Consider the following 26,120-nt stretch of genomic DNA (forward strand, 5'->3'; position numbering starts at 1 on the left):
CTCAGCCGGACCACGCGCCCCGACGAGGGGTGTCACCACGCCGGCGTCCCACCTGCGTCCCACGCGTAGAACGATTAAGTCCCGGGCGTCAGCCTACGCGACGAGCGCGACGAGACGGTCGGTCGGGCCGCCAAGGTCTCGCCTTCGGCGCCCCAGCGGGCGGCCCGCAGCGTGTTGACCATGAGCATGGCGATGGTCATGGGTCCCACGCCGCCGGGGACGGGTGTGATCCGGTCGGCGATCCCGTCGAGTTCGGCGGAGCGGACGTCGCCGGCCAGGCCGTCCGGCGTGCGGTGGATCCCCACGTCGATGACGACCGCACCGGGCGCCACGTGTGCGGAGCCGACGAGCCCGCGGACGCCGGTCGCGACCACGACGATGTCGGCGGCCCGGGTGACGGCCGGGAGGTCGGTGGTGTGTTCGTGCGCGATCGTGACCGTCGCGCCGCGCCGCAGCAGCTGTTGGGCCAGCGGCCGTCCGACCAGTGCGCCCCAGCCGACCACGGCGACGCGGGCGCCCTTGAGCGCGAGGCCCTCGGCGTCGAGGAGTTCGATGACACCGCTGGGTGTGCAGGGACGCAGTCCGCGTTCCCCGCGGGCGAGCAGGCCGGCGCTGGCGGTGGTCAGGCCGTCGACGTCCTTGGTGACGGGGTTGCGGTCGATCAGGGCGGCTGCGTCCAGCCGCCGGGGCAGCGGGAGTTGCAGCAGGATGCCGGAGACCCGTGGGTCGCCCGCGAGCTCGTCGATCACCGCGGCCACGTCCTCCTGAGTGGCCTGTCCGGGCAGATGCCGGTGGAAGTCGCGCATGCCGGCCTCCCGCACGGCGCGTCGCTTGGCGGCGACGTACACGGCGCTCGCCGGATCGTCGCCGACGAGAACGGTCGCCAGTCCGGGAACCGTTCCCGCACCCGCGGCGACCTCCTCGGCGACCCGGGCACGGATCCGCCGGGCGATCCGGCTGCCGTCGATCGTGGTGGTCATGGTGGTGAACGGCCTTCCTGAGGTGGGGCACACCTCCCCCGGCGAGAGACATGCGACGGGCGCTCGGCGCTCGGCCGGTGGGACCGCGGCGGTACGGCGCCGGGCCGGACCGGCAGTGTGCCGAGCGCCGCGTGCCCTGCGCCGCGTGCCGTCAGGCGAAGACGATGGTGTGGTTGCCGTCGCGGATCACGCGGTCCTCGGCGTGCCACAGGACGGCGCGGGAGAGCACCGCGCGTTCCACGTCGGCGCCACGGCGGGTGAGGTCGCCGGCGGTGTGGGCGTGGGTGACGCGGACGACGTCCTGTTCGATGATCGGGCCCTCGTCGAGGTTCTCGGTGACGTAGTGGGCGGTGGCGCCGACCAGTTTCACGCCGCGTTCCTTGGCCTTGGCGTACGGTCCGGCGCCGATGAAGGCGGGCAGGAAGGAATGGTGGATGTTGATGATCGGGACGCCGACCCGATCGATGAAGTCCGCCGACAGGATCTGCATGTAGCGGGCCAGGACGACGAAGTCGACGTTGCCCTGGAGCAGCCGGAGGTGCTCCGCCTCCGCAGCCGACTTGTCGGCGCCCTGGCAGGGGACATGGAAGAAGGGGACGCCGAAACTCCGTACCTCCTCGGCCACATCGGGATGGTTGGAGATCACCATGGCGACGGTGACGGGGAGTTGGCCCTGGCGGTGGCGCCAGAGCAGATCGAGCAGGCAGTGGTCGGACTTGGAGGCGAAGATCGCCACCCGCTTGGGCACGGAGAGGTCGCGGAGCGTGTAGCGGAGCCCGAACGCGTCCACCAGGTACCGGTCCAGGTCGGCCCGCAGGGCGGGCAGCGCGGCCTGGAGGCCGTCGAGGCCGAACACGGTCCGCTGGAAGAAGGCGCCGCCCTGCGGATTGTCCGAGTACTGGTCGAGGGAGACGATGTTCGCGCCGTGGCCGCCGAGGGCGGAGGTGACGGCGGCCACGATGCCGGTGGCGTCGGCACCCTGCACGACGAGCGAGGCCTGCGGGGCGGGCGGCCCGCTCCTGGCGGCGCGGGCCGGGGCGTCCTGGGTGAGGATCATGCCAGGCCGTCCTTCCGGAAGCGGGCGGCCCAGTCGGAGGTCGCCCTGAGCCCGCCGAACGTATAGAAGTGGATTTTCAACTCGCCGTGGCGGGCGGGGTCGTGGGCCGCCGCGAGGGCGCGCAGGAATCGGTCCGGACCCGCCGTACCCATGAGGTTGGTCAGGGAGAAGCCGTACTTCTTGACGACGGAGGCGCTGGTGCCGACACCGAAGCGGGCGGCGTACGCCATGAGCCGCCGCACTCCGGCGGGGCCGGGCACGCCGATCCTGATCGGCAGACCGACGCCACGGCCACGGACCTCCTCCACCCAGGCGAGCACCGGGTCGACGTCGAACCCGAACTGGGTGATGACACCGGCCTCCAGCGGCTGGGCGGCGAGTGCCGCGTGCTTGTCCCGCAGCGCGGACCACAGGGCGGTGCCGTCGATCGCGGGGTGGCCCTCTGGGTAGCCGGCGATGCCGACGTGACGGACGCCGTACTCCCGCAGCAGCCCCGTGCCGATCAGGGACAGCGCGTCCGCGTACGGGCCCTCGGGGTGTGCCGGGTCCCCGCCGACGAGGAACACGTTGTCGGAGGTGCCGTCCGCGCGCAGTCCGGCCAGGAACCGCTCGAAGTCGTCGCGGGATCCGAGCCGCCGGGCGGATATGTGCGGTACGGGCACGAAGCCGAGCCGCTTGACCGCCCGGGCCGCGTCCAGCCGCAGCCGGAGGTCCTCGTTGCCGAGGAAGGTGACGTTGATCCGGGTGCCCGGGGGGATGGTGTCGCGGGCCTCCTCCAGCTTGGGAACGTCCTTCCCGGTCATCTCCAGGGAGAAGTCGTCCAGCAGGGAGGTGCCGACCTCTGTGCGTACCGTGCTCGCGGGTTGCATCGTCTTGACGTCTCTCGTTTCGCTTCTCGGTCGGCCCGCGTCAGCGGTTGTGGCGGTACAGGGTGCGTGCGTGCGCGTTGAACGGGGACGGCTGGACGGTGGCGCGGATCCGGGGGAAGCCGAGGTCGGCCCCGGGGTCGGTGCCGGAACCGGGGTGCTCGCCCCAGACGACCGCCACCTCGGTGCCCGGCGCGGTGTACTCCGGGTCGATCAGGGTCTGCGCCAGGACCGTGCCCACCGGGTCGATCGACGCGCTCTGCATCGTCGTGCCGACCGGACCGGCCGCGCTCTCCACCCGGTGACGGGCGTAGGTGAGGACGAACCCCGGGTCCTCGCCCCCGCCGATGACGGAGCGGACGTCGTCCGGGTCCAGGACGAGGGTGACCTTGGTACGCAGCGGCTCGTCCTTCGCCTTCAGCAGGGCGTCCCGGCCCAGGAAGTCGTGGTTGAAGGAGATCATCTTCCCGTAGCCGAGCTCGTACGGGGACACGTAGTAGTCCTCGATGTCCTCCGAGTAGTGACTGCCGTTCAGCGGACGCTTGCCCTCGATACCGAACAGAGGCAGGTACCGGCGGTATTCCAGCAGGTCCGGGTCGGTGTAGATACCGGGCACCGGTGAGGGGATCCAGCCGCTCTCCACGCTCGGTGTGGCGTACGCGAGGGCACCGACCTGGACCAGGCCGAGCGGCTCGCCGGCCTTGAGGAAGGCCTCGTGGACATACGCGGCGTGCTCCCAGGGGCCGATGAACTCGAAACCGGCCTGACCGGCCATGCCGTGGCGCAGGGCACGCAGAGGGTGACCGTCGAGGGTGACCGGGCTGGAGTGGAAGAACTTCGTCTCCGGCAGCGGTCCGCCGAAGGCCCGCTCGACGAGCTCCGTCGCCAGCGGCCCCTGGATCTGGTAGCGGAACAGCTTCGGGGCACCGCCGCCGGGCCGGAAGGCGGAGGACGGGTCGGTGGCGAATCCGACGTCGTAGCCGCCCTTCTCCGCGTGGTACTGCACCCAGTGCTGCGCGGCCGGGATCCCGCTGAGCAGGTACTTGTTCTCGCCCTCGCGGGCCAGGATGCCGTCGGTCACGATGTGACCGTGCCGGGTGACCGGCACGTACTGCTTGGCCTGCCCGATCGCGAACTTCTCGAAGTTGTTGGCGCCGTGGTCGGCCAGCACCCGGGTGGCGTCCGGGCCCTCGATCCACATGTCGTACATGTGGTGCGAGAGGTTGAGGAGCGCCACGCCTTGGTGCCAGGCGGTCTGCTCCTGACGCCAGCCGGCGTATTCACGGTCCACGACCTCGGGAAGCCACGGCTCCGCGTTCGGCTGCCACAGCAGTTTCATCGGGGACCCGGCCCGGTCGATGCCGTTCTGGAGGGAGGGGGTGGTCATGTGCGGCTCCTTTGCCGAGCGTTCGTCCCGTCGCGCCACCTGGCACTAAATCGATTTAGTGAAGGGCAGGGAGACCTCACACCGAAGGCGCCGACCCGACCGAGCGGCTCACCCCTGCGGTTCCGACTCCGCTAAATCGATCTAGCGCACGTTAGCAAAGCGACTCCGTCCGCACGAAGTGCCTGACGCGGAATCTTTGTGTGCGGCCCACGTGCTCGACAGGCGGAACCGGCGCAGGACCAGGACGGGATCCCCCGCGCGCCGTCGGCGGGGATCCCCGGTCCGGCGGCCCACGGGGAGCCGGCGCAGGAGGTGTTCAGCAGGCGGCGGTGACGGCGTCGGCGCGCAGCGGGGCGGCGGTCTTCGCCGTGACCTCCTCGAGGGTGACGCCCGGAGCGGTCTCCACCAGCGCCAGGCCGTCGGGGGTGACGTCGAGGACACCGAGGTCGGTGATGATCCGGTGGACGCAGGCCTCCCCTGTGAGCGGGAGAGAGCACTCCCGGACGATCTTCGGTGAGCCGTCCTTGGCGGTGTGGTCCATGAGGACGATCACGCGACGGGCGCCGTGGACGAGGTCCATCGCGCCGCCCATGCCCTTGACCATCTTGCCGGGGATCATCCAGTTGGCCAGGTCGCCGCGGGCGGAGACCTGCATGGCGCCGAGGACCGCGGTGTCGATGTGGCCGCCGCGGATCATGCCGAAGGAGAGAGCGGAGTCGAAGAAGGAGGCCCCGGGCAGGACGGTGACCGTCTCCTTGCCCGCGTTGATCAGGTCGGGGTCGACCTCGTGTTCGTACGGGTACGGGCCGGTGCCGAGGATGCCGTTCTCGGAGTGCAGGACGACATGCACGTCCCGTGGGAGGTGGCCGGGGATCAGGGTGGGCAGGCCGATGCCGAGGTTGACGTAGGAGCCGTCGGTGAGTTCGGCGGCGGCGCGGGCGGCCATCTGGTCTCGGGTCCAGCTCATGCGCGTACGGCCCCTCGTGTCGAAGACGCGGAAACGGAAAGGCGTTCGATGTGCTTGTCTGCCGCTTGGGCGGCTGTCAGCTCCACGACCCGCTGGACGTGGATGCCGGGAAGGTGGATCTCGTCGGGGGCCAGGGCGCCCGGTTCGACGAGTTCCTCGACCTCGGCGACGGTGATCCGGCCGGCCATGGCGGCGAGGGGGTTGAAGTTGGCGGCGGCCCTGCGGAAGCGGAGGTTGCCGTGCCGGTCGCCGCGCCAGGCCCGTACGAGGGCGAAGTCGGTGGTGATGCCGTGCTCCAGGACGTGCGGGCGGCCCGCGAAGTCGCGGATCTCCTTGGGGGGTGAGGCGACGGCGACCGATCCTCCCCCGGCCGCGTGGCGCCAGGGCAGTCCGCCCCGCGCGACCTGGGTGCCGACGCCCGCCGGGGTGAAGAAGGCGGGGATGCCCGCGCCGCCCGCGCGCAGCCGTTCGGCGAGAGTGCCCTGCGGGACCAGCTCCACCTCCAGTTCGCCGGAGAGGTACTGGCGGGCGAACTCCTTGTTCTCGCCGACGTAGGAGCCTGTCACCCGGGCGATCCGGCCCGCGGCGAGCAGCACGCCGAGGCCGCGTCCGTCGACACCGCAGTTGTTCGAGACGACGGACAGACCGGTGGCGCCCTGTGCGTACAGGGCCCGGATCAGCACCTCGGGCACACCGCTGAGGCCGAAGCCGCCGACGGCCAGTGACGCGCCGCGGGCGATGTCGGCCACCGCCGCCGCGGCGCCGGAACTTACCTTGTCCATCGGGGAGTTGCCTCTCGGTCGGGACGGCTCACGACGCCGCCTCGCGCAGGGCGTCGGAGACGGACTTCACGCCGCCGTGCGCGGTGAGGCCGCCGTCGACGGGGATCTCCGCGCCGGTGACGAAGGAGGCCTCGTCGGACAGCAGGAACACCACGAGCGGGGCGACCTCGTGCGCGGTGCCCGTGCGGCCGAGCGGTGTCTCGCGGACGTTCGCGTCGCGGAAGGCGGGCGCGGCGGAGGCGGTCATCTCGGTCTCGATGAAGCCGGGGTGGATCGTGTTCACGCGGATGCCGCGCGGGCCGAGCTCTGTCGCCGCGCTCTTCGACAGGCCGCGCAGGGCCCACTTGCTCGCCGTGTAGGCGACCGGGTAGTGGCCGGTGAGGGCGGCGGACGAGCCGACGTTGACGATGGAGGAACCCGGCGGCATCAGCGGTGCCAGGTGCTGGATGCCGAGCAGCGGTCCGGTGACGTTGACGGCGTGGACGCGGGCGAAGTCCTCGGGCCGTACGTCGCCGACGCGGGCGCGCCAGGTGATGCCCGCGTTGTTGACCAGGCCGTGCACCTCGCCGTACGACTCCCGCAGAACCGCGGCCAGTTCGGCCCAGTCGTCCTCGCTGGTGACGTCGAGACGCCGGCAGTCGCCCGCCGGCCGGGCGTCGGTGGCGACGACCCGGGCGCCCTCGCGGACCAGCGCCGCCGCCTCCGCCGCGCCCTGGCCGCGGGCCGCGCCGGTGACGACCACGACCTTGCCGAGGAGCCTCCCCCGGTGCGGACCGGTCACGGCCGCTCCCGGGTGCGGCGGCGGGCGGCGGGGAGCGGCACCGGATCGGCGCCCGCCACCACCGTGTTGGAGACCGTGCCGATGCCCTCGACGGTGAGGGTGACCGTGTCACCGGGCTTCAGCGGCGGCGGTGACTGCTCCCCGCGCACTCCCCACAGCTCCGCCAGGCAGCCGCCGTTGCCGCAGGTGCCCGAGCCGAGCACGTCGCCGGGGCGGACGACGGTGCCCCGTGAGGCGTAGGCGACCATCTCCTCGAAGGTCCAGCTCATGTGGGACAGCAGGTCCTCGCCGATGACCTCGCCGTTCACGGCGGCGGTCAGTGCCAGGCGCAGGAAGCCCTCGGTGTCCCGGTACGGTTCCAGCTCGTCCGCGGTGACCAGGTACGGCCCGAGGGTGGCGGCCGTGTCCTTGCCCTTGCACGGGCCGAGGCGGACCTGCATCTCCCGGGACTGGAGGTCCCGGGCCGACCAGTCGTTGAAGACGGTGTAGCCGATGATGTGGTCCCGTGCCCGTTCGGGGGTGAGGTCCCGTCCCTCGCGGCCGACGACCGCCGCGACCTCCAGCTCGAAGTCGAGCAGGTGGCTGCCCGGCGGCACCGGCACGTCGTCGTGGGCGCCGACGACCGCGTACGGGTTGGTGAAGTAGAAGGTCGGGGCGTCGTACCAGGCTTCCGGCACCCCGCCGGCCCCGTCCACGGACCGTCGTACCCCTTCGACGTGTTCCTCGAAGGTGACGAAGTCCCGCACGGTGGGCGGCTCCAGCGGCGGCAGCAGCCGCACCTCGGACACATGGGGTCCGGCCGGAGCCCCGAGAGCGGCGGCGCCGACGCCGAGCAGCGCGTCGAGGCCGTCGCCGGACCGGATCAGCTCCGTGAGCGAGCGCGCGCCGGGCACCGGGCGGAGGGTGCCGTCCTCGTCGACGACGGCGACCCGGCGCCGGTACTGGTGTTCGTAGGTGGCGAAACGCATGGACGGCTCCAGGCTCCGGGGTGGCTCGGGGGTGGCGGGGTGCCTCTGGGTGGCGAGGGGTCAGACGGGCGGGGCGACGAACACGCCGCGGTCGACGTCGTTGAAGGACTCCTTGGCGACCAGCTCGTTCATGGGGTTGGCGGTGCCCCACTGGTCGGCGATCTCGGGCTGGGAGAAGTCGTAGACGTGCGGGTGCCAGGTGTCCTCGTCCAGCAGCTCCAGCTCCGTCGTGTACTCGACGGTGTTGCCCTGCGGGTCGAGGAAGTAGGTGAAGGTGTTGTCGCCGGCCGTGTGCCGCCCCGGGCCCCAGAGCTTGCGGGCGCCCGAGCGGATCACCCGGCCGGAGCCGCGCAGGTACTCGTCGATACCACGCATCTCGAAGGAGACGTGGTGCAGCGAGGTGTGCGGGCCCTGCGCGATCGCCATGGAGTGGTGCTGGTTGCTGATCCGCATGAAATGCATGGCCTCACCCATCCGGGGATGCATGAGGGTGTCGGAGAGCCGGAAGCCCAGGTGGCGCTCGTACCACTCCCGAGTGACGTTCAGGTCGGGGGAGTTGAGGACGACGTGCGAGAGCTTGACCGGGATGGCCTCCTTCTCCTCGATCTTGCGGTGCTGGCGGGTCCCGACGTCCGCCGAGACCTCGACGGTGCGGCCGTCGACGTCGAAGAAGCGGAAGCCGTAGCCGCCGCCCGGGGTCTCGATCTTGCCCGGCCGCGTGACCAGCCGGACGCCCCCGGCGAGGAGGCGCTCGGCGAGGGTGTCCACGTCCGTCGCGCTCGCCGCGCCGTAGGAGACCAGGTCGAGGCGCTTCTCGTCGGCCTTGCGCAGCCGTACGACGTAGTTCTCGGGGCTGCCCTCGGCGGCCAGGAAGGAGATCCCGGAGTCCTCGGCGACCTTGGTCAGGCCCCAGACACCGGCGTAGAAGTCGAGTTGCCTGTCGTAGTCGGGCACGGCGAGGTCGACGTGCCGCAGGTGGGTGAGCAGACGCATGGGGGTCAGTCCTTCCGGAGGAGGGCGGCGGCGTTGCCGCCTCGTACGGCGTGGAAGTCGGCGTCGGGCAGCCGGGCGGCGCGCAGCGCGCCGACGGGGTCCTCGGTGCCCATGTCGAAGGGGAAGTCCGAGCCGAGGAGTACCCGGTCGGCGCCGACCGCGCGGATCAGCTCCCGCAGGACGTGCGGGTCGTGGACCAGCGAGTCGAAGTACAGCCGCCTGAGGTAGCTGCTGGGCAGGTGCGCGCAGCCCGCTCCCGCGTCGGCGCGCGTCGACCAGGCGTGGTCGGAGCGGCCGATGTGGGTCGGCAGATAGCCGCCGCCGTGTGCGGCGATCACCTTCAGGCCGGGGTGCCGGTCCAGCACCCCGGAGAAGATCAGGTGGGAGAGGGCGACCGCGTTCTCGGTGGGCTGGCCCACGGTGTTGGACAGGTACCAGCGGTCCAGGCGCTCGTCGAGCGTGCAACCGAAGGGGTGCAGGAAGAGGATCGCGCCGGTCTCCTCGGCCCGCGCCCAGAAGGGCTCGTACGCCGGGTCGGACAGTTCCCGGCCCGGGGCGTGGGAGGAGATCTCCACTCCCGACAGACCCTGTTCCAGGGCGTGTTCGAGGGCGTGTACGGCCAGGTCCGGGTGCTGGAGCGGAGCGAGTCCGAGACCCTTCAGCCGGTCGGGCGCCCGGGCGCAGTGCGCGGCGGTCGCCTCGCCCGCGAGCCGGTACAGCTTCTCGGCGGTCTCCTCGTCCGCCCAGTAGTGGTAGTGCGAGGGCGACGGACTGACCAGCTGCACGTCCACGCCCTGCGCGTCCATGGCGGCCAGCCGCACGGTGGCATCGGTCAGCCGCGGGACGCGCTCACGCACCATGGGGCCGCTGACGGCCAGGGAGGCGGGGCCGTTGCGCCGGGCGTCCAGCTCCCTGGCCGCGGTCAGTCCGGGGAGCCCGGCGACGAGGGCGTCGACCTCGGGGAGGAGGACGTGGGCGTGCACGTCGACGGTCGGCGACGTCCGGTCGGTCACGGCAGCTCCTTGAGCATCGTCATCGTCCGGCCGATCAGGCCCGGCACGTCGGCGTCGCGAACGCCGTCCAGCTGCCACTGCCCGAGCTGCACGGACGCCTCGACCACGGCCCGCACCCGGGGGATGCGGCGCTCGTGGTACCGCTGGAGCAGGTCGTCGTCCCAGTCCCGGCCGGCGGTGAGGAGTTCGACGAGGACCGAGGCGTCCTCCAGGGACATGGCCGCGCCCTGCGCGAGGGTGGGCGGGCAGCAGTGCGCTGCGTCGCCGACCAGCACCACCCGGCCGCGGTGCCAGGAGCCCTCCACCAGCAGACGGTCGAACCAGGTGTAGTTGACCTTCGCCGGGTCCGTGATGTGCGGGGTGATCTCGGCCCAGTGGCCGCCGTATCCCCGCGTGAGCCGGCGCATCTCGTCGGCGTAGCGGGCCGGGTCGATGGAGGCGCGGTCGCGGCACGCCTCGACGACGTAGGCGTAGAGGGTGTGCTCGCTGGTCGGGCAGTAGCCGGCGATGTACGCCGGGCCGCCGTAGGCCAGGTCGGTGCGCACCAGGCCCGCGGGGCGTGGCGCGGTGGTGCGCCAGATGGCCATGCCGGTGGGCTCGGGTTTCGTCGTGATGCCGATGGCGGCGCGGGTAGCGGAGTTGAGTCCGTCGGCGGCGATCACCAGGTCGTACCGGGAGGTGGAGCCGTCGCTGAAGCGCGCCGAGACGCCTTCGGCGTCCTGCTCCAGGGTCTCGGCGGTGGTGCCCAGGCGGACGCCGGCGCCACTGGCGCGGACCGCGTCGATGAGGATCTGCTGCAACCGGGGCCGCTGCATGCCCAGGGTGGCGGGCAGGTCGTCGCCGCCGGTCCGGATGTCCTCGGCCTCGTGGAGAACGGTGCCGTCGGGAGCGACGACGCCCAGCGAGCCGAAGGCCCAGCCGGAGGATGCGACCTGGTCCAGGACCCCCAGGTCGCGCAGCACGCGCAGGGCGTTGCCCTGGAGGGTGATGCCGGAGCCGGTCGTGGCGTTCCAGTCGGGCCTGGCCTCGATCAGGTCCACGGCGACGCCGGCGCGACGCAGCAGGACGGTCACGGCGTTGCCCGCGGCGCCGCCGCCGATGACGAGGACCGTGCGGGGTGTGGTCATGGGAAGCTCCCTTGTCACGCGGGCTACTTGACCGCGACCGGGTTGACGGGTGAGCCGACGGCTCCGGTGATGGGCAGGGGCGCGGCGGTGAGCCAGAACGCGTACCGGCCGTCCGCCGCGCAGTCGGCGGCGAGCGCGTCGAGGTCCCACATCTCCCCGATGAGCAGGCCCATGTTGGGGATGGCGACCTGGTGCAGGGGCTGGAAGGCGGCGTCGAACTCGTTCGGCCGTACCTCGAAGCCCCAGGTATCGGTGGCGATCGCGGCGATCTCGGTGCGGTGCAGCCAGCCGGCCGTGGTGAAGGACAGGCCGGGCGAGTCGCCGCCCGCGTAGTCGCCCCAGCCCTCGCGCCGGGCCCGGGCCAGCCGTCCGGTCCGCACGACGACGATGTCCCCGCGGCCGACCACCACGCCGTGCGCGTCGGCGGTCGCGGTGAGGTGCTCCTCGGTGATGGCGAACCCGTCGGGCAGCTCTCCCCCGCTCTCGGCTCCGATGACTTGGCCGACATCGAGGAGGACCCCGCGTCCGGCGACGTACGGCGCCATGTGCTCGATGCCGGTGACGAGGTCGCCGTCCGAGGTGACGACCTGCTCGGCCGGCCGGCCGTTCCACGCCTTGCCGTGGTCGAAGATGTGGCCGAGCCCGTCCCACTGGGTGGAGCACTGGAGCGGCATCGCGATCACGTCGTCGGCGCCGCCGATGCCGTGCGGGAAGCCCTGGTTGCCGAGGGCGGCGTCGGTACCGGTGTCGAGCATGGTGTGCACCGGGTTGGTGCGCCGCCGCCAGCCCTTCTGCGGGCCGTTCATGTCGAAGGACTGCGCGAGCGAGAAGCTGACTCCCCGGCGGACCAGGGCGGCGCCTTCGCGGCGCTTCGCCCCGTCGAGGAAGTTCAGGGTGCCCAGCACATCGTGTTCGCCCCAACGTCCCCAGTTGGAGAAGGACTTGGCCGCCTCGGCGATCGCGCCCTCGGGGTCGTGGCGGTCCGGGCTCACGACGCCTCCTGCGTGATACAGCGGGTGCGCTGGGCACCGAGCCCGGTGATCGAGCCGTCCATGACGTCGCCGTCGCGCAGCAGCCGTCCCCAGTGCATGCCGTTGCCGGCCGGAGAGCCCGTCAGCACCAGGTCACCGGGCAGGAGTCGGGAGGTCTGAGAGGCGTACGACACCAGCCGGGCGATACCGAAGAGCATGTCCTTGGTGGACTCGTCCTGCATGGTCTCGCCGTTCAGCTTCAGGGTGACCCGCAGATCGCCCGGGTCGGCGATCGACGCGGCCGGCACGATCCAGGGGCCGAGCGGGGTGAAGCCGGGCGCGTTCTTGCTGCGCAGCCAGTCCGTGCCGATGGCCTTCATGTCCCGGCGGAAGACGGTGGCACGGTCGGTGAGGTCGTTGGCGATCGTGTACCCGGCGACGTGCGCCAGGGCCTCCGACACCGACACCCGGTAGGCCGGCCTGCCGACGACGACCGCCAACTCCAGCTCCCAGTCCGGCTGTTCGGCCCAGGAGGGCAGGACGACATCGTCGTAGGGGCCGGTGATCGCGCTCGGCAGACCGATGAACACGTACGGCAGGTCCTCCGCCGCCCGTCGGTCCATGACCTCGGCGATCTCCGCCCGGGCCGCTTCCGGTGTGCGCGGGTCGTCGGGCGCGCGGTGGGCGACCTCCAGGTCGATCACGTGCTGCCGGTAGTTGGCCCCGGACTGGAAGACCTGGCGGGGCTCGACCGGAGCGTGCACCCGCAGTCCTTCGAGGGGCTGCCAGGCGTCGGCGGTGCCGGTGGGGGCGTCGGTGTCGTTCGCCGCGAGGGCGCCCAGGCGCGGCAGCACCTCGTCCCAGCGCTCGAAGAGCCGCCGGGTCGTCAGGGCGGGGTCGCGGAAGGCGGTACGAAGGTCCAGCACCCGCCCTTCGGGGACCACGAGGCCGGGGAAAGACACCTGGTCAGGGGCGGAGAGGGTGCCGAGGGCGAAGGGTCCGGAGAAGGACGCGGAAGGGGCTGCGGGTTTCACTGACATGTCCTCCTGATTGCGATGCGACTAATCTGGCCCCACCTCCCGTAATCTGGGAAATCGATTCTTTGGATATCGATCATCCATCGCATGAATAACGCCGCCTGGGGCGGCCTCGGTGTGGAGGCGTTGTGTACCTGTCCGGCCTCGATCTCAACCTCGTCCTGTCCCTGCGGGCGCTGCTGGAGGAACGCAACGTCACCCGGGCCGGGCAGCGCATCGGGCTCAGCCAGCCCGCGATGAGCGCGGCCCTGGCCCGCCTGCGTCGCCACTTCGACGACGAGCTGCTCTCCCGCGTCGGTGGCCAGTACGAGCTCACGGCCCTCGGACGCGCGCTGCTCGACCGCACCGCCACCGCCTGTGACCTGCTGGAAAGGGTGTTCAGCAGCAGGGCCGAGTTCGTCCCCGGCAGCGAGGAGCACGAGTTCACCCTGCTCTCCTCCGACTACGCCGTCGCCGTGTTCGGTGCCGAGCTCGCCCGGACCGTGCACGCCGAGGCTCCCGGGGTGCGGCTGCGCTTCCAGCGGCCTCCGACCGACGTGACGGAGGAGACGGCGACCCTGCTCAGCACGGCCGACGGACTGCTGATGCCGCACGGCGTCATCAGCGGCTTCCCCACCGTCGAACTGTTCACCGACGGCTGGGCCTTTCTCGTCGCCGAGACCAACGACGAGGTCGGCGACCGGCTGACCATGGACGATCTGGCACGGCTGCCCTGGGTCACCTATCAGCGCACCTACGACGCCCCCGCCGCCCGCCAGCTGAGCATGCTGGGCATCGAACCGCGTGTCGAGGTCTCCGTCGACAGCTTCCAGGTGCTGCCGTTCCTGGTGGCCGGCACCCGCCGGATCGCCCTGGTGCAGCAGCGTCTGGCCGAGCAGCTGCGCGGGGTGGCCGCCGTACGCGTCATGGCGGCGCCGTACGAGGTGGTCCCCCTCCAGGAAGCCCTGTGGTGGCACCCGGTCCACACCCACGACGCGGCGCACATGTGGCTGCGCGACACCGCGGCCCGCGTGGGAGCGGAGCTGAGCGCGCCCGCATCCGGTCGTCGGGCCGCATCCAGGGCGTGAATGATCCACATCCTCGATCTCGATCGGCCGGGGGCTAGGCAGGTCCTGCGCGGTACCTCATAGTCGTCTCAACCCGGCGCCGGAGCCGCACCGCTCACCGCCGCCGGGGCGGAGCAGACCCCGGTGAGCCGGACCTTCGCGACGCCACGGCGATCATCGGTGCCCCCACACTCCGGCCCCGCCGTGCGCTCCGGATCCGCCCCGGGTTCCGGAGCGGCCATGTGTTGTTCCGGATCTGCCCCGAGTTCCGGATCCGCCATGTGTTCCGGGCGGCCTCACCGAGACGGCCGCGCCCCCGTCCCCCTCCCGATACGCCAGGTGGAGTTCCCGCATGCCCGCACCCGTGCCCCCGCTGTCGTCCCCGCCGCTCGCCGCCGCCGACGACGCACTGTCCGAGCAGCCCGTGTCCGGAGCCGGACACCGGCTCCGCATCACGCTGCTGATGGCCGGCAGCTGTCTGCCCATCCTGGGCGCCGTGCTCATCGCTCCCGTCCTGCCCCGGATGCGGGACCACTTCGCCGGCACTCCCGGTGTCGAGGCGCTGGTCCCCATGGCCCTGACGATCCCGGCCCTTTCCCTGGCACTGCTGGCGCCCTTCGCCGGCATCGTCGTCGACCGGCTCGGCCGCAAACGTCTCCTCGTGATCGCCACCGCGCTCTACGCCGTCGTCGGCACCGCTCCGCTGTGGCTGGACTCCCTCGGCGCCATCGTCGCCAGCCGCGCCCTCGTCGGTGTCGTCGAAGCCGCCATCATGACCTGCTGCACCACACTGATCGGCGACTACTACTCCGGCCGGCAGCGCGACCGCTACCTGGCCATGCAGACGATGTGCGCCTCGATCTCCGCGACGGCCTTCTTCGTCCTGGGCGGCGCGGCGGGTTCGGCCGGCTGGCGCACACCGTTCTGGGCCTACGCGGTGAGCCTGCTCCTCGCCCCCGCCATGGCCGCCTTCCTGCCCCGCCCCCGGCCGACCGGCAACACCACCGCCCCCTCCCCCGTCGCGCCCGCCGACACGACCGCCGTCCCCTCCCCTGCCGCACCCCCGGAGCCGGCCGGGCGTTCCTTCCCCTGGCGGCCGCTGGCCGGGACGTGCGCGCTCACCGTCTTCGGTGCCGTCCTCTTCTACACCGTCCAGGTGGAGATGGCCTTCCTCCTCGACGACATGGGGGTGACCGACCCCGGCATGATCGGGCTCGCCATCGCCGCCTCGAGCCTCGCGACCGTGATCGGCGCGGTCGTGTTCACCCGGCTCGGCCGCACCCCGGACGCCTGGCTGCCCGCCGTCTTCGCCCTGTGCGCGCTCGGCTTCGCCGTGATCTGGCTCGCCCCCGGCCCCGTCGTCCTGACCGTCGGCGCCATGATCAACTGCTTCGGCGGCGGCATCATGCTGCCGAGCCTGCTCACCCTCGCCCTGTCCAAGCTCGACTACGCCGACCGCGGCCGCGGCACCGGACTGTGGACGGGTTCCTTCTTCATCGGCCAGTTCATCTGCCCACTCGTGGTCCTCGCGCTGACCTCGGCCCTCGGCAGCCTGACAGGAGCGCTGGGCGTACTCGCCCTCGCCGGATCCGTCGGGGCGGTCGCTCTCGGCCTCGCCGGCCGCCGGCGGGTGCCTCTCACCGCCGGCTGACGATCTTCCCGCGCGCCGACCGGCGGGGCGCGGGTCGCCGCGGTCTCAGGAGTCGGCCGGGCCCAGCCAGGCACCGATGCCGGCGAGGGCGCCGCTCCCGTAGTCGGACTCGATGTCGCCTGCCAGGTCGGCGATGGTGACGGACCCCACGGACGCGCGCCACGCCGATTCGGCGCAGGCCATGGCACGGGAGATCGCACACGGCGTCGTGCGGGCCTCGGGCGGACTCGCCATCGGGCCGCGTCGGCGGATCTCCGCGCGGCCGAAGGCCGGGCCGGGCCTGTCGATCCCGACCGCCGACGCGCCGACGGCACACGTCAGGTCAGCGCACCACGGGCCTCACGCCGGCCGGAGTCGGCGGACCCGGCTCGCTCCCGGATCCGCCGACTCCCCCCGCGTCGCGTGCCGCCGTCAGCCCTTGTCCACAAGGTCCTTGAGTGCGATGTTGAGCTCCAGGACGTTCACCCGGGGCTCACCGAGGAAGCCGAGGGTGCGGCCGTCCGTGTGCTCGTCGACCAGCTGCCGGACCCGGGCGACGGACAGACCGTTCCGCTCGGCGATCCGATGGACCTGGATGTCCGCGTACTGCGGGGAGATGTCCGGGTCGAGGCCGGATCCCGAGGACGTGACGGCGTCGGCGGGCACGCCGGAGGGGCGGACCTTGTAGTCGGCGGTCGAGTTGTCCTTGACGACGGCGGCCCTGGCAGCGGTCACCCAGGCGATGAGGTCCTTGTTGTCGGCGGAGCGGTTCGTCGCGCCGGAAAGGATCAGCTTGTACTGGGTGTTGACGCTGTTGGTGCCGAGGCCGTTGGCCGGCCGGCCCTGGAACCACTTCAGGTCGGGCTCCGGGGTCTCCTGTCCCTCCTTGAGCGGCAGGTTGTACGACTGCCCGATCAGCGTCGAGCCGACGACCTTGCCGTCCGCCTCGATCTCCGAGCCGTTCGCCTTCCCGGGGAAGATCCCCTGGGCGATGCCGGTGACGACCAGCGGGTAGAGGACACCGGTCACCAGGGTCAGCACGAGCAGGGCGCGCAGGCCCGCCCCGAGCAACCGGGCGGTGTTGGTCAGGGAGTTGTTCATGGCGTTCAGCCGATCCCGGGGAAGAGGGAGATGAGCAGGTCGATGAGCTTGATGCCGACGAAGGGCGCGACCAGGCCGCCGAGGCCGTAGACCGTCAGGTTGCGGCGGAGCATCTTGTCGGCGCTCACCGGCCGGTACCGCACACCCCTCAGGGACAGCGGGACCAGGGCGATGATGATCAGCGCGTTGAAGATGACGGCGGACAGGATCGCGGAGTCCGGGGAGGTGAGGCCCATGATGTTGAGCTTGTCCAGGCCGGGGTAGACGGCCGCGAACAGCGCCGGGATGATCGCGAAGTACTTGGCGACGTCGTTGGCGATGGAGAACGTCGTCAGCGCGCCCCGGGTGATGAGGAGTTGCTTGCCGATCTCGACGATCTCGATGAGCTTGGTCGGGTTGGAGTCGAGGTCGACCATGTTGCCGGCCTCCTTCGCGGCCGACGTACCCGTGTTCATCGCCACTCCGACATCGGCCTGGGCGAGAGCCGGGGCGTCGTTGGTGCCGTCGCCGGTCATCGCGACGAGCTTGCCGCCCGCCTGCTCCCGCTTGATGAGCGCCATCTTGTCCTCGGGGGTGGCCTCCGCGAGGAAGTCGTCGACACCGGCCTCCTCGGCGATCGCCTTCGCCGTGAGCGGGTTGTCGCCCGTGATCATGACGGTCTTGATGCCCATCCGGCGCAGCTCGTCGAACCGCTCGCGCATGCCGTCCTTGACGACGTCCTTGAGGTGGATGACGCCCAACACCCGTGCGCCGTCGGTGTCCTCGACGGCCACGAGCAGCGGCGTACCGCCCGCCTCGGAGATCCGGTCGGTGAGCGCGCCGGCGTCCTCGGACACCTCGCCGCCCCGCTCCCGGACCCAGGCGACGACCGAACCGGCCGCGCCCTTGCGGATCCTGCGCCCGTCGACGTCCACGCCCGACATCCGGGTCTGTGCGGTGAAGGCGATCCACCCGGCGCCGGACAGCTCGCCCTGGTGGCGCTCCCTCAGCCCGTACCCCTCCTTCGCCAGGACGACGACGGAGCGGCCCTCCGGCGTCTCGTCGGCCAGGGACGACAGCTGGGCGGCGTCGGCGAGTTCGGCCTCGGTGGTGCCGCGCACCGGTACGAACTCGGCGGCCCGGCGGTTGCCCAGGGTGATGGTGCCGGTCTTGTCGAGCAGCAGGGTCGAGACGTCTCCTGCGGCCTCGACGGCCCGGCCTGACATGGCCAGGACGTTCCGCTGCACCAGCCGGTCCATACCCGCGATGCCGATCGCGGAGAGGAGCGCGCCGATCGTGGTGGGGATGAGGCAGACCAGCAGCGCCACCAGCACGACCATCGTCAGGTGCGTGCCCGCGTAGTCCGCGAAGGGCGGCAGCGTCGCCACCGCCAGCAGGAAGACGATCGTGAGCGAGGCGAGCAGGATGTTCAGCGCGATCTCGTTCGGCGTCTTCTGCCGGGCCGCACCCTCGACCAGGCTGATCATCCGGTCGATGAACGTCTCGCCCGGCTTCGTCGTGATCCTGACGACGATCCGGTCGGAGAGGACCTTCGTGCCACCGGTGACGGCACTGCGGTCACCGCCCGACTCACGGATGACGGGCGCCGACTCACCGGTGATCGCCGACTCGTCGACGCTCGCGACACCCTCGACGACGTCACCGTCACCCGGGATGACGTCACCGGCCTCGCACACGACGAGGTCGCCGATCCTCAACTCGGTCCCCGGGACCGGCTCTTCGGAGTGCCCGGCGAGCCGTCGGGCCACCGTGTCGGTCTTGGCCCTGCGCAGGGTGTCGGCCTGCGCCCTGCCCCGGCCCTCGGCGACCGCTTCCGCGAGGTTGGCGAAGACCACGGTCAGCCACAGCCAGGCGCTGATGGTCCAGCCGAACCAGTCGCCCGGGTCCTTGACGGAGAAGACGGTGGTGAGCAGGGAGCCGATCCACACCACGAACATCACGGGTGACTTGACCATCACCCGCGGGTCGAGCTTGCGGAAGGCCTCCGGCAGGGACCTGCCGAGTTGCCTGGGGTCGAACAGGCCCGCGCCGACGCGACCCCGGTCCTGGTGACCGGTCGGCACATCCTGGTGCGGCGCCCGCGCGGGGACGGCTGTGGACATCGGGTCCTCTTGCTTCGTTACGTCGGTTGTCATGACGCCAGCCCTTCGGCGAGCGGTCCCAGGGCGAGCGCCGGGAAGTACGTCAGGCCGGTGATGATGAGGATCGCGCCCACCAACAGGCCGGTGAACAGAGGCTTTTCGGTACGCAGGGTGCCCGCCGTCGCCGGGACCGGCCTCTGTTCGGCGAGCGAGCCGGCCATGGCCAGCACGAACACCATCGGCAGGAAGCGGCCGATGAGCATCGCCACGCCCAGGCTGCTGTTGAACCACTGCGTGTCCGCGTTCAGACCGGCGAAGGCCGAGCCGTTGTTGTTGGACGCCGAGGTGTAGGCGTAGAGGATCTCGGAGAAGCCGTGCGCGCCGGAGTTGGTCATGGAGTTGCCCGGCGTGGGCAGGGCCGTCGCGGCGGCGGTGAGGACGAGCACCAGGGCGGGGGTGATGAGGATGTAACAGGCCGCGAACTTGATCTCGCGGGTGCCGATCTTCTTGCCCAGGTACTCAGGGGTCCGGCCGACCATCAGACCGGCGATGAACACCGCGACGACCGCCATGACCAGCATGCCGTACAGGCCGGATCCGGTACCGCCGGGCGCGATCTCGCCGAGCATCATGCCGAGCATGGTGATGCCGCCGCCCAGGCCGGTGAAGGAGGAGTGGAAGGAGTCCACCGCACCGGTCGAGGTGAGCGTGGTCGCCACGGCGAAGATCGAGGACGAGCCGACGCCGAAGCGGACCTCCTTGCCCTCGTACGCCCCGCCGGCGAGTTCCAGCGCCGGGCCGTGGTGGGCGAACTCGGTCCACATCATCAGCGCCGTGAAGCCGACCCAGATGGTGGCCATGGTCGCGAGGATCGCGTAACCCTGCCTGACGGAACCGACCATGACGCCGAAGGTGCGGGTCAGCGCGAGCGGGATCACCAGCAGCAGGAAGATCTCGAAGATGTTCGTGAACGGGGTCGGGTTCTCGAACGGGTGGGCGGAGTTGGCGTTGAAGTAGCCGCCGCCGTTGGTGCCCAGCTCCTTGATGGCCTCCTGCGAGGCGACCGCACCGCCGTTCCACTGCTGCGAGCCGCCCATGAACTGGCCGACCTCGTGGATGCCGGAGAAGTTCTGGACGGCGCCGCAGGCGACCAGCACGATCGCGGCGACGAGGGCGAGCGGCAGCAGGATACGGACGGTCCCGCGCACCAGGTCCGACCAGAAGTTGCCGAGCTCACCGGTTCGGGAGCGCGCGAAGCCGCGCACCAGGGCCACCGCGACGGCGATACCGACGGCCGCCGAGACGAAGTTCTGCACGGCCAGACCGGCCGTCTGCACGACGTGGCCCATGGCCTGCTCGCCGTAGTACGACTGCCAGTTGGTGTTCGTGACGAAGGACGCGGCGGTGTTGAACGCCTGGTCCGGGTCGATCGCCTCGAAGCCGAGCGAGCCGGGCAGATGTCCCTGGAGCCGTTGGAGCAGGTAGAGAAGGAGGACGCCGACCGCCGAGAAGGCGAGGACACCGCGCAGGTAGGCGGGCCAGCGCATCTCGGTGTCGGGGTCGGCACCGATGCCCCTGTAGATCCACTTCTCGACGCGCCAGTGCCGGTCGGAGGAGTAGACCCGGGCCATGTAGGTGCCGAGGGGGACGTAGGCGAGCGCCAGCGCCGCCATGAGAGCCAGCAGCTGGAGTACGCCGGCGAGTACGGGACCCATGGCCGCTCAGAACCTCTCCGGGAAGATCAGGGCGAGGACCAGATAGCCCAGCAGGGCGACGGCCACGACGAGGCCGACGATGTTCTCGGCGGTCACAGCTTGGTCACCCCCTTGGCGACGAGGGCCACCAGCGCGAAGACCGCGACCGTGGTGACGACGAAGGCCAGATCGGCCATCGCGAACTCCTTGGAGAGGTTCGGAAGAGGTACGGACAGGTCGAGAGAACACCGTCCGTGGCCGGAAAGGACCGTCGTTGACACATCCCTGACGGGGGCGCCCACGCCTTTGACGCGGCCCTTACGGCCGGCTGTCAGGACGGGGGTCCGCGGGAGGCGCGGACCGGGTCACGGGATCTCCTGCTCGGCCCAGATGATCTTTCCGTCGGCCGTGTACCTGGCGCCCCACCGGTGGGCGAGCTGCGCCACCAGGAACAGGCCGCGGCCCCCCTCGTCGGTGATCCGGGCATGCCTCAGCCGTGGGGCAGTGCTGCTGGCGTCGGATACCTCGCAGGTCAGGCGCGCGTCCAGGATCAGCCGCAGCCGTATGGGGGGTGTGGCGTAGCGCACGGCGTTGGTGACCAGCTCGCTCACGATGAGCTCGGACGTCATGGCCAGCTCGCCCAGCCCCCAGGCCTCCACCTGCCGGGTGGCCCGGGCCCGGATGTCGGCGACGGCCGCCGGGTCCACCGGCACCTCCCAGGAGACGACGTGGTCGGCGCCGAGGGCGTGCGTGCGCGCCAGGAGCAAGGCGATGTCGTCGGGCTGGGGCACGGGCACGAGCTGTCGCACCGCCGAGGTGCACAGGGTCGCCAGGTCGGCGTCGGACCGGGCCAGCACCTCGCCGAGCCGGGACATGCCCTCTTCGATGTCCCGGTCGGCCCCCTCCACGAGGCCGTCGGTGTAGAGACCGATCAGGCTGTTCTCGGCGAGCTCGATCTCGGTGGCTTCGAACGCCATCCCGCCGAGCCCCAGCGGAGGCCCGGCGGGGGGCTCCGGGAACGAGACCCGCCCGTCGGGGGCGACGACGACGGGCGGCGGGTGTCCGGCCCGCGCCATCGTGCACCGTCGGGTGACCGGGTCGTAGACGGCGTACAGGCAGGTCGCCCCCAGGAAGGCGGTGGCGCCCTGCTGCGCGCCCGTGTCGTCGGTCCGCTCCCCGCTCAGCCGGAGCACGAGGTCGTCGAGATGGGCCAGCAGTTCGTCGGGAGGCATCTCCATGTCGGCGAGGGTCTGTACCGCGGTGCGCAGCCGTCCCATGGTCGCCGCGGCGGCTATGCCGTGCCCCACCACGTCGCCGACGACGAGTCCCACCCGGGCCCCGGACAGGGGGATCACATCGAACCAGTCGCCGCCCACCCCGTCGGTGGGGTCCGCCGGCAGGTAGGAGGAGGCCAGCTCCAGCGCCGTTCCGCCCGCCAGGGCGTGCGGCAGCAGACTGCGCTGAAGGGTGACCGCCGCCGTGTGTTCCCGGGTGTACCGGCGGGCGTTGTCGACGCAGAGCGCCGCCCGCGCCACCAACTCCCGGGCCAGCAGGACGTCGTCGGACCGGAACGAGACGGGGTTGAGGGACCGGACGAAGGTGGCGAGGCCCAGGGCGGTGTTCCGCGCCCGCATCGGCACGGAGATGAGGGAGTGCAGGCCGAACTCGCGGATGCTCACCGCCCGTTCGGGCTGTTCGGTGGTCCACAGGTCGTCGGAGGGGTCGAGCACGGGGATGAGGATCGGCTCGCCGTCGATGAGCAGGTTGGCGTCGTGCGGCGGCGGCAGGAAGTCCACCCGGTCCCCGATCCCTGCCACGGCTTCCGGGCAGCCCTCGCGCACCGAGCACATCCCGGCGCGCCGCATCACCGGCCGTGCGGGCGCCGGTCCCGCGTCGGTCAGCCATGCGCCGTGCCCTTCGGTGCTGAGCACCGGCTCCAGGAGGTCGACGATGACGAAGTCCGCGAATCCGGGAACGGCGAAGTCGGCGAGCTCCTGGGCCGTGCGCATCACGTCCAGGGTCGTGCCGACGCGGGTCCCGGCCTCGTTGACCAGCGACAGCAGCCGACGGGCGTGCCACCGCTCGGTGACGTCCTGGACCATGTAGCAGACCCCGGTGACGGAGTCGTCGTCGCCCACCAGGGGGAAGAACGACGTGGAGTAGGCGTGCCGGCGGTGCGGGTCGGCCCAGCTCCACCCGAGGTACTCGTAGTCGGTGACCGGGGCCCCGGTCTCCAGTACCTTGCCCATCAGTCCCTCGATGGCGACCGCCTGGAGTCCGGGCAGCAGCTCGCTCAGTCGGCGCCCCAGGCGCTGTTCGCGGGGCACACCGCCGAACCGTTCCAGCGTGTCGTTGAGCCACACATAGCGCAGCTCCAGGTCCATCACCGCCATCCCGACCGGGGAACGGGTCAGGAACCCGTCGAGGACGGACTGGCCCAGCGTCCACTGCTCGCTCTGCTCCCGCGCCGAGAGCAGGAAGCACTCGTCGTCGCCGACCCGGAACGAGGCGGAGACCCGCAGGTCGACGTCGACGGGGCGGCCGTCGCGGTGCCGTACGGAGATGACACCGCTCCACCCCATCCCGGCCCGGCACCGCGCCGCGACACCGGCCACCCGTGCCGGGTCCCGGTCCATCGCCACCAGCTCCGCGGCCGAGCGGCCGACGACCTGCGACGCCGGGCGGCCGAGCAGTGCTTCCGCGCCGCGTGTCCAGCCGACCACGACGCCGTCCGCGGACACGATCGCCGCCGCGTCGGTGGACGCGTCGAGGAGATCGCGCGGTGCCGCGGGCGTCGGGGCGTCGAAAGCATCTCGCGCAGAATCCATGGGTTCCGTCCTTTACACGACCATGGTCCTGCTTGTCCGCCCGATGCGCACGGCGCCGTCGGCTCCGCCTCCGGGGCTCCCGGTTTTCGGACACGCCGAACCAGAGGCAGCATGGAGGTACAGGAGGAGGCTCCGCGATGACAGCCGAACCCAACCGGTCGGGCGGGAACGCGTACGACGCCGAGACGCCCGCGCGCACCGGTCTGCTGGACGTGCTGAGCGTGTCCGCCATGGTCATCGACATCGACGGACGCATCGTGTTCTGGACCCCCCAGGCGGAGGATCTGTTCGGCTACACCGCACAGGAGGCTCTCGGCAAGTACGCGGCACGGCTGTTGATCCACCCCGAGCACCTCCAGTCCGTGGTGCGGCTGTTCGCGGAGGTGCTGGAGACCGGCCGGAGCTGGGCAGGCGCCTTCCCCATCCGACACAAGGACGGCAGCAGCCGCCTGATGGAGTTCCGCAACATGCGGCTGCAGGACGATCTCGGGGACGTCTACGCTTTGGGCATCGCCGCCGACCACAATCTGCTCCAGCGCGTCGAGACCGATCTGGCGCTGTGCGAACGGCTGATCAACCAGTCGCCGATCGGTCTGGCCCTGCTGGATCCGGACCTGTGCTATCTCCTGGTCAACCCGGCGCTCGAACGCATCGACGGCATCCCCGCCGAGGACCATGTCGGCCGTCGGCTCAGGGAGGCGATGCCCCTGCCCGACATCGAAACCATCGAGTCCGCGCTGCGGCAGGTGCTCACCACCGGCACGCCGCTGCTCGACCAGTACCACGTGGGCCGCCCGCCGACCGACCCCGACCACGAGCACGCCTGGTCCCTCTCCTTCTACCGCCTTGAGGACCCGGGCGGGCGGGTGCTGGGCGCGGCCGCCTCGGTCGTCGACGTCACCGAACGGCACCGCGTCGCCGCGGAGGCCGACCGGGCTCGGCGGCGCCTCGCCCTCATCGCCGAGGCCTCCACCCGGGTCGGCACCTCACTGGAGGTGGACCGGACCGCCCACGAACTGGCCAACATCGCCGTCCCGCAGCTCGCCGACGTGGTCGCCGTGGACATCCTGGACTCCGCCCTCGCCTGCCGCCGCTCGCGCCGGCCGGACAACGGCCCGGAGCTGTTCCGCGCCCTCGCGCTGAAGGCGGCCCACCCCACCGTGGCGCTGCGCGCCGCCGACCCGCCGGGCGACGTCGCGGCCTACGAGGGTGACCGCCTGGTCACCCTGTGCGTGCACACCGGCCGGCCGGTCCTGGTGCGGCACGTCGGCGAGCAGGACATCCCCCGGATCGCGCGGGACGCCGAGGCCGGTGCGCTGCTGGCCCGGGCCGGGGTCCACTCGTACCTCGCGGTGCCGTTGATCGCCCACGGCGAGGTGCTCGGCGCCCTCGACCTCAAGCGCACCCGCAACCCGCTGCCGTTCGACGAGGACGACGTCATCCTGGCCGGTGAGCTGGCCGGCCGTGCCGCCGTGGCCATCGACAACGCGCGCTGGTTCCAGAGCGTGCGCAACACCGCCCTCACCCTCCAGCGCAGTCTGCTGCCCGACCACGCGCCGCATCACACCGGTCTGGAACTGGCCTCCCGCTACCAGCCCGCCCAGGCGACCAGCGAGGTCGGCGGCGACTGGTACGACGTCATCCCGCTGACCGACGACAAGACCGCGCTGGTCGTCGGGGACGTCATGGGCAACGGCATCGACGCCGCCGCCACCATGGGCCGGCTGCGCACCGCGACCTGTGCCTACGCGGACCTCGACCTCGAGCCCGGCGACGTGCTGCGGCACCTCGACAAGATCACCTGCGATCTGGAGCACTACATCGTGACGTGCCTGTACGCGGTGTACGACCCCCGTACCCGGCAGTGCCGCATCGCCAACGCGGGCCATATGCCGCCCGCGCTGGCCGGTCCCGGCCGTGATCCGACGCTGCTGGAGCTGCCGCCGGGAGCCCCGCTCGGCGTCGGCGGCGTCCCCTTCGAGACCACCACGGTCGAACTCGCCCCCGGCGACCTGCTGGTCCTGTACACGGACGGCCTCGTGGAGACCCGCCTGCACCCCATCGACGACCGCCTGGCCGTCCTGCTCAGCTTCCTGGACGAGCCCGCCAGGCCCCTGGAGGAGCTCTGCGACCTGCTGCTGTACGGCCTGCGCCACCCCGACGACCACGACGACGTCGCCCTGCTCATCGCCCGGACCCCGTAGCGGGCGCGTCGGCCATGACCAGACCCGCGATGTGGGCGGTGACCGTGTCGAGGATGTCGGTCCAGGCGGTCGCGTCGCCCAGCACGAGGTAGTTGAGGGTCAGACCGTCGGTCATGGCGGCCAGATAGCGGGCCAGGACGGGGACGGGGACGCGCAGCCGGAGGTCCATGCCGCTGCGTAGCTGCTCGATGAGTTCGGTGTAGGCGTCGCCGTACATCTCGTACTGCCGCCGGGCCAGTTGCTCGAATCCCGGCTCGCGCAGCGCGTACTGGGTGAGTTCGTAGGTGAGCATGTGCTCGTCGGGGTGGGCGCGGACGTGGTCCCAGTACGCCTGGAAGCCCGCGCGGACGGTCTCCTCGAGGGTGGCCCTGGGCCGTAGCGCGTCCTTGACGACGCTCACCGAGTGGTCGGTGAGCGTCGTGATGACGGACTCGACGAGGGCCTGCTTGGAGTCGAAGCAGTAGTGGAAGACGCTCAGGGACACCCCGGCCTCGGCGGCGATGGACCGGGTGGTCGTCTTGGGGACGCCGTCCCGGGCCATCGCTCTGATCGCCGCTTCCGTCAGCTGCCGGCGCCGTTGCGCCGACGGCATCCGTGCCATGTGCGT

24 protein-coding genes are annotated in these 26,120 nt (G+C 71.5%); 3 read left to right on the plus strand and 21 right to left on the minus strand.

From position 1 onward, the window contains the following. Positions 1–74 precede the first annotated feature (74 nt). From OG736_RS07345 to OG736_RS07405, 13 genes are all read right to left on the minus strand, one after another. Positions 75–980, minus strand: coding sequence for a bifunctional 5,10-methylenetetrahydrofolate dehydrogenase/5,10-methenyltetrahydrofolate cyclohydrolase (locus tag OG736_RS07345; protein ID WP_327181717.1), 906 nt, complete (start codon positions 978–980; stop codon positions 75–77). Between the two features lie 151 nt (positions 981–1,131). Continuing rightward, positions 1,132–2,037: a formyltetrahydrofolate deformylase gene (gene purU, locus OG736_RS07350; protein ID WP_327181718.1), complete on the minus strand. Its 906-nt coding sequence runs from the start codon at positions 2,035–2,037 to the stop codon at positions 1,132–1,134. Continuing rightward, complete coding sequence (locus tag OG736_RS07355; protein ID WP_327181719.1) at positions 2,034–2,906, minus strand: methylenetetrahydrofolate reductase; 873 nt, start codon at positions 2,904–2,906, stop codon at positions 2,034–2,036. Before OG736_RS07355 ends, purU begins: the two co-directional genes overlap by 4 nt. 40 nt (positions 2,907–2,946) lie before the next feature. After that, a complete protein-coding gene (locus OG736_RS07360) occupies positions 2,947–4,290 on the minus strand; it encodes an aminomethyl transferase family protein (RefSeq protein WP_327181720.1) in 1,344 nt (447 codons plus the stop codon). A 316-nt stretch (positions 4,291–4,606) separates the two neighbouring features. Next, the gene (locus OG736_RS07365; RefSeq protein WP_327181721.1) at positions 4,607–5,257 is read right to left on the minus strand and encodes a CoA transferase subunit B; all 651 of its coding nucleotides are present in this window, start codon (positions 5,255–5,257) and stop codon (positions 4,607–4,609) included. Continuing rightward, positions 5,254–6,039 (minus strand): CoA transferase subunit A, encoded by a 786-nt coding sequence (locus OG736_RS07370; RefSeq protein ID WP_327181722.1) that lies wholly within the window; start codon positions 6,037–6,039, stop codon positions 5,254–5,256. Before OG736_RS07370 ends, OG736_RS07365 begins: the two co-directional genes overlap by 4 nt. 28 nt (positions 6,040–6,067) lie before the next feature. Beyond that, positions 6,068–6,820 (minus strand): SDR family NAD(P)-dependent oxidoreductase, encoded by a 753-nt coding sequence (locus OG736_RS07375; protein ID WP_327181723.1) that lies wholly within the window; start codon positions 6,818–6,820, stop codon positions 6,068–6,070. Continuing rightward, positions 6,817–7,788 (minus strand): fumarylacetoacetate hydrolase family protein, encoded by a 972-nt coding sequence (locus OG736_RS07380; protein ID WP_327181724.1) that lies wholly within the window; start codon positions 7,786–7,788, stop codon positions 6,817–6,819. Before OG736_RS07380 ends, OG736_RS07375 begins: the two co-directional genes overlap by 4 nt. A gap of 60 nt (positions 7,789–7,848) precedes the next feature. Further along, entirely contained in the window at positions 7,849–8,781 is a 933-nt protein-coding gene (locus OG736_RS07385) for a VOC family protein (RefSeq protein ID WP_327181725.1), read from the minus strand. Positions 8,782–8,786: 5 nt separating this feature from the next. Further along, positions 8,787–9,794 carry an amidohydrolase family protein gene (locus OG736_RS07390; protein ID WP_327181726.1) on the minus strand — a complete coding sequence of 336 codons (1,008 nt, stop codon included), beginning with the start codon at positions 9,792–9,794 and terminating at the stop codon, positions 8,787–8,789. After that, complete coding sequence (locus tag OG736_RS07395) at positions 9,791–10,921, minus strand: FAD-dependent oxidoreductase (protein WP_327181727.1); 1,131 nt, start codon at positions 10,919–10,921, stop codon at positions 9,791–9,793. Before OG736_RS07395 ends, OG736_RS07390 begins: the two co-directional genes overlap by 4 nt. A 23-nt stretch (positions 10,922–10,944) precedes the next feature. After that, entirely contained in the window at positions 10,945–11,913 is a 969-nt protein-coding gene (locus OG736_RS07400) for a cyclase family protein (RefSeq protein WP_327181728.1), read from the minus strand. Beyond that, positions 11,910–12,932 carry a fumarylacetoacetate hydrolase family protein gene (locus OG736_RS07405; protein ID WP_327181729.1) on the minus strand — a complete coding sequence of 341 codons (1,023 nt, stop codon included), beginning with the start codon at positions 12,930–12,932 and terminating at the stop codon, positions 11,910–11,912. The genes OG736_RS07400 and OG736_RS07405 overlap by 4 nt, the downstream gene beginning before the upstream one ends. 125 nt (positions 12,933–13,057) lie before the next feature. Between OG736_RS07405 and OG736_RS07410 the strand changes: the two genes are divergently transcribed. After that, the gene (locus tag OG736_RS07410; RefSeq protein ID WP_327181730.1) at positions 13,058–13,996 is read left to right on the plus strand and encodes a LysR family transcriptional regulator; all 939 of its coding nucleotides are present in this window, start codon (positions 13,058–13,060) and stop codon (positions 13,994–13,996) included. Positions 13,997–14,327: 331 nt separating this feature from the next. Further along, positions 14,328–15,626: an MFS transporter gene (locus OG736_RS07415; RefSeq protein WP_327181731.1), complete on the plus strand. Its 1,299-nt coding sequence runs from the start codon at positions 14,328–14,330 to the stop codon at positions 15,624–15,626. A gap of 45 nt (positions 15,627–15,671) precedes the next feature. Here the strand turns inward: OG736_RS07415 and OG736_RS07420 are convergent, their stop codons facing one another. From OG736_RS07420 to OG736_RS07450, 7 genes are all read right to left on the minus strand, one after another. Beyond that, a complete protein-coding gene (locus tag OG736_RS07420) occupies positions 15,672–15,860 on the minus strand; it encodes a hypothetical protein (RefSeq protein WP_327181732.1) in 189 nt (62 codons plus the stop codon). Between the two features lie 177 nt (positions 15,861–16,037). Then, on the minus strand, positions 16,038–16,706 hold the full coding sequence (locus OG736_RS07425; protein ID WP_327181733.1) for a potassium-transporting ATPase subunit C: 669 nt from the start codon (positions 16,704–16,706) through the stop codon (positions 16,038–16,040). Positions 16,707–16,711: 5 nt separating this feature from the next. Next, on the minus strand, positions 16,712–18,808 hold the full coding sequence (gene kdpB, locus OG736_RS07430; RefSeq protein WP_442817009.1) for a potassium-transporting ATPase subunit KdpB: 2,097 nt from the start codon (positions 18,806–18,808) through the stop codon (positions 16,712–16,714). 29 nt (positions 18,809–18,837) lie between these two features. After that, positions 18,838–20,502: a potassium-transporting ATPase subunit KdpA gene (gene kdpA, locus OG736_RS07435; protein ID WP_327181735.1), complete on the minus strand. Its 1,665-nt coding sequence runs from the start codon at positions 20,500–20,502 to the stop codon at positions 18,838–18,840. A gap of 6 nt (positions 20,503–20,508) precedes the next feature. Then, complete coding sequence (gene kdpF / locus OG736_RS07440; RefSeq protein ID WP_016434100.1) at positions 20,509–20,598, minus strand: K(+)-transporting ATPase subunit F; 90 nt, start codon at positions 20,596–20,598, stop codon at positions 20,509–20,511. Then, positions 20,595–20,762, minus strand: coding sequence for a hypothetical protein (locus tag OG736_RS07445; protein WP_327181736.1), 168 nt, complete (start codon positions 20,760–20,762; stop codon positions 20,595–20,597). Before OG736_RS07445 ends, kdpF begins: the two co-directional genes overlap by 4 nt. Positions 20,763–20,846: 84 nt before the next feature. Further along, a complete protein-coding gene (locus OG736_RS07450) occupies positions 20,847–23,309 on the minus strand; it encodes a SpoIIE family protein phosphatase (protein WP_327181737.1) in 2,463 nt (820 codons plus the stop codon). 137 nt (positions 23,310–23,446) lie between these two features. Here OG736_RS07450 and OG736_RS07455 point away from each other — a divergent pair, with 137 nt between their 5' ends. Next, positions 23,447–25,513 (plus strand): SpoIIE family protein phosphatase, encoded by a 2,067-nt coding sequence (locus OG736_RS07455; protein WP_327181738.1) that lies wholly within the window; start codon positions 23,447–23,449, stop codon positions 25,511–25,513. Here the strand turns inward: OG736_RS07455 and OG736_RS07460 are convergent. Further along, positions 25,494–26,114, minus strand: a complete 621-nt coding sequence (locus tag OG736_RS07460; RefSeq protein WP_142269116.1) for a TetR/AcrR family transcriptional regulator — start codon at positions 26,112–26,114, stop codon at positions 25,494–25,496. The genes OG736_RS07455 and OG736_RS07460 overlap by 20 nt on opposite strands. Positions 26,115–26,120: the final 6 nt, after the last annotated feature.

This window comes from Streptomyces sp. NBC_01334 (assembly GCF_035983595.1).
Lineage (GTDB): Bacteria > Actinomycetota > Actinomycetes > Streptomycetales > Streptomycetaceae > Streptomyces > Streptomyces coriariae.

Coding starts and splice junctions, on each gene's coding strand:
- kdpB (WP_442817009.1), bottom strand. CDS start 18,808: ATGTCCACAGCCGTCCCCGCGCGGGCGCCGCACCAGGATGTGCCGACC.
- OG736_RS07385 (WP_327181725.1), bottom strand. CDS start 8,781: ATGCGTCTGCTCACCCACCTGCGGCACGTCGACCTCGCCGTGCCCGAC.
- OG736_RS07345 (WP_327181717.1), bottom strand. CDS start 980: ATGACCACCACGATCGACGGCAGCCGGATCGCCCGGCGGATCCGTGCC.
- OG736_RS07405 (WP_327181729.1), bottom strand. CDS start 12,932: ATGTCAGTGAAACCCGCAGCCCCTTCCGCGTCCTTCTCCGGACCCTTC.
- OG736_RS07460 (WP_142269116.1), bottom strand. CDS start 26,114: ATGGCACGGATGCCGTCGGCGCAACGGCGCCGGCAGCTGACGGAAGCG.
- OG736_RS07365 (WP_327181721.1), bottom strand. CDS start 5,257: ATGAGCTGGACCCGAGACCAGATGGCCGCCCGCGCCGCCGCCGAACTC.
- OG736_RS07455 (WP_327181738.1), top strand. CDS start 23,447: ATGACAGCCGAACCCAACCGGTCGGGCGGGAACGCGTACGACGCCGAG.
- OG736_RS07360 (WP_327181720.1), bottom strand. CDS start 4,290: ATGACCACCCCCTCCCTCCAGAACGGCATCGACCGGGCCGGGTCCCCG.
- OG736_RS07415 (WP_327181731.1), top strand. CDS start 14,328: ATGCCCGCACCCGTGCCCCCGCTGTCGTCCCCGCCGCTCGCCGCCGCC.
- OG736_RS07395 (WP_327181727.1), bottom strand. CDS start 10,921: ATGACCACACCCCGCACGGTCCTCGTCATCGGCGGCGGCGCCGCGGGC.
- OG736_RS07370 (WP_327181722.1), bottom strand. CDS start 6,039: ATGGACAAGGTAAGTTCCGGCGCCGCGGCGGCGGTGGCCGACATCGCC.
- kdpA (WP_327181735.1), bottom strand. CDS start 20,502: ATGGGTCCCGTACTCGCCGGCGTACTCCAGCTGCTGGCTCTCATGGCG.
- OG736_RS07420 (WP_327181732.1), bottom strand. CDS start 15,860: ATGGCGAGTCCGCCCGAGGCCCGCACGACGCCGTGTGCGATCTCCCGT.
- OG736_RS07450 (WP_327181737.1), bottom strand. CDS start 23,309: ATGGATTCTGCGCGAGATGCTTTCGACGCCCCGACGCCCGCGGCACCG.
- OG736_RS07425 (WP_327181733.1), bottom strand. CDS start 16,706: ATGAACAACTCCCTGACCAACACCGCCCGGTTGCTCGGGGCGGGCCTG.
- purU (WP_327181718.1), bottom strand. CDS start 2,037: ATGATCCTCACCCAGGACGCCCCGGCCCGCGCCGCCAGGAGCGGGCCG.
- OG736_RS07355 (WP_327181719.1), bottom strand. CDS start 2,906: ATGCAACCCGCGAGCACGGTACGCACAGAGGTCGGCACCTCCCTGCTG.
- OG736_RS07380 (WP_327181724.1), bottom strand. CDS start 7,788: ATGCGTTTCGCCACCTACGAACACCAGTACCGGCGCCGGGTCGCCGTC.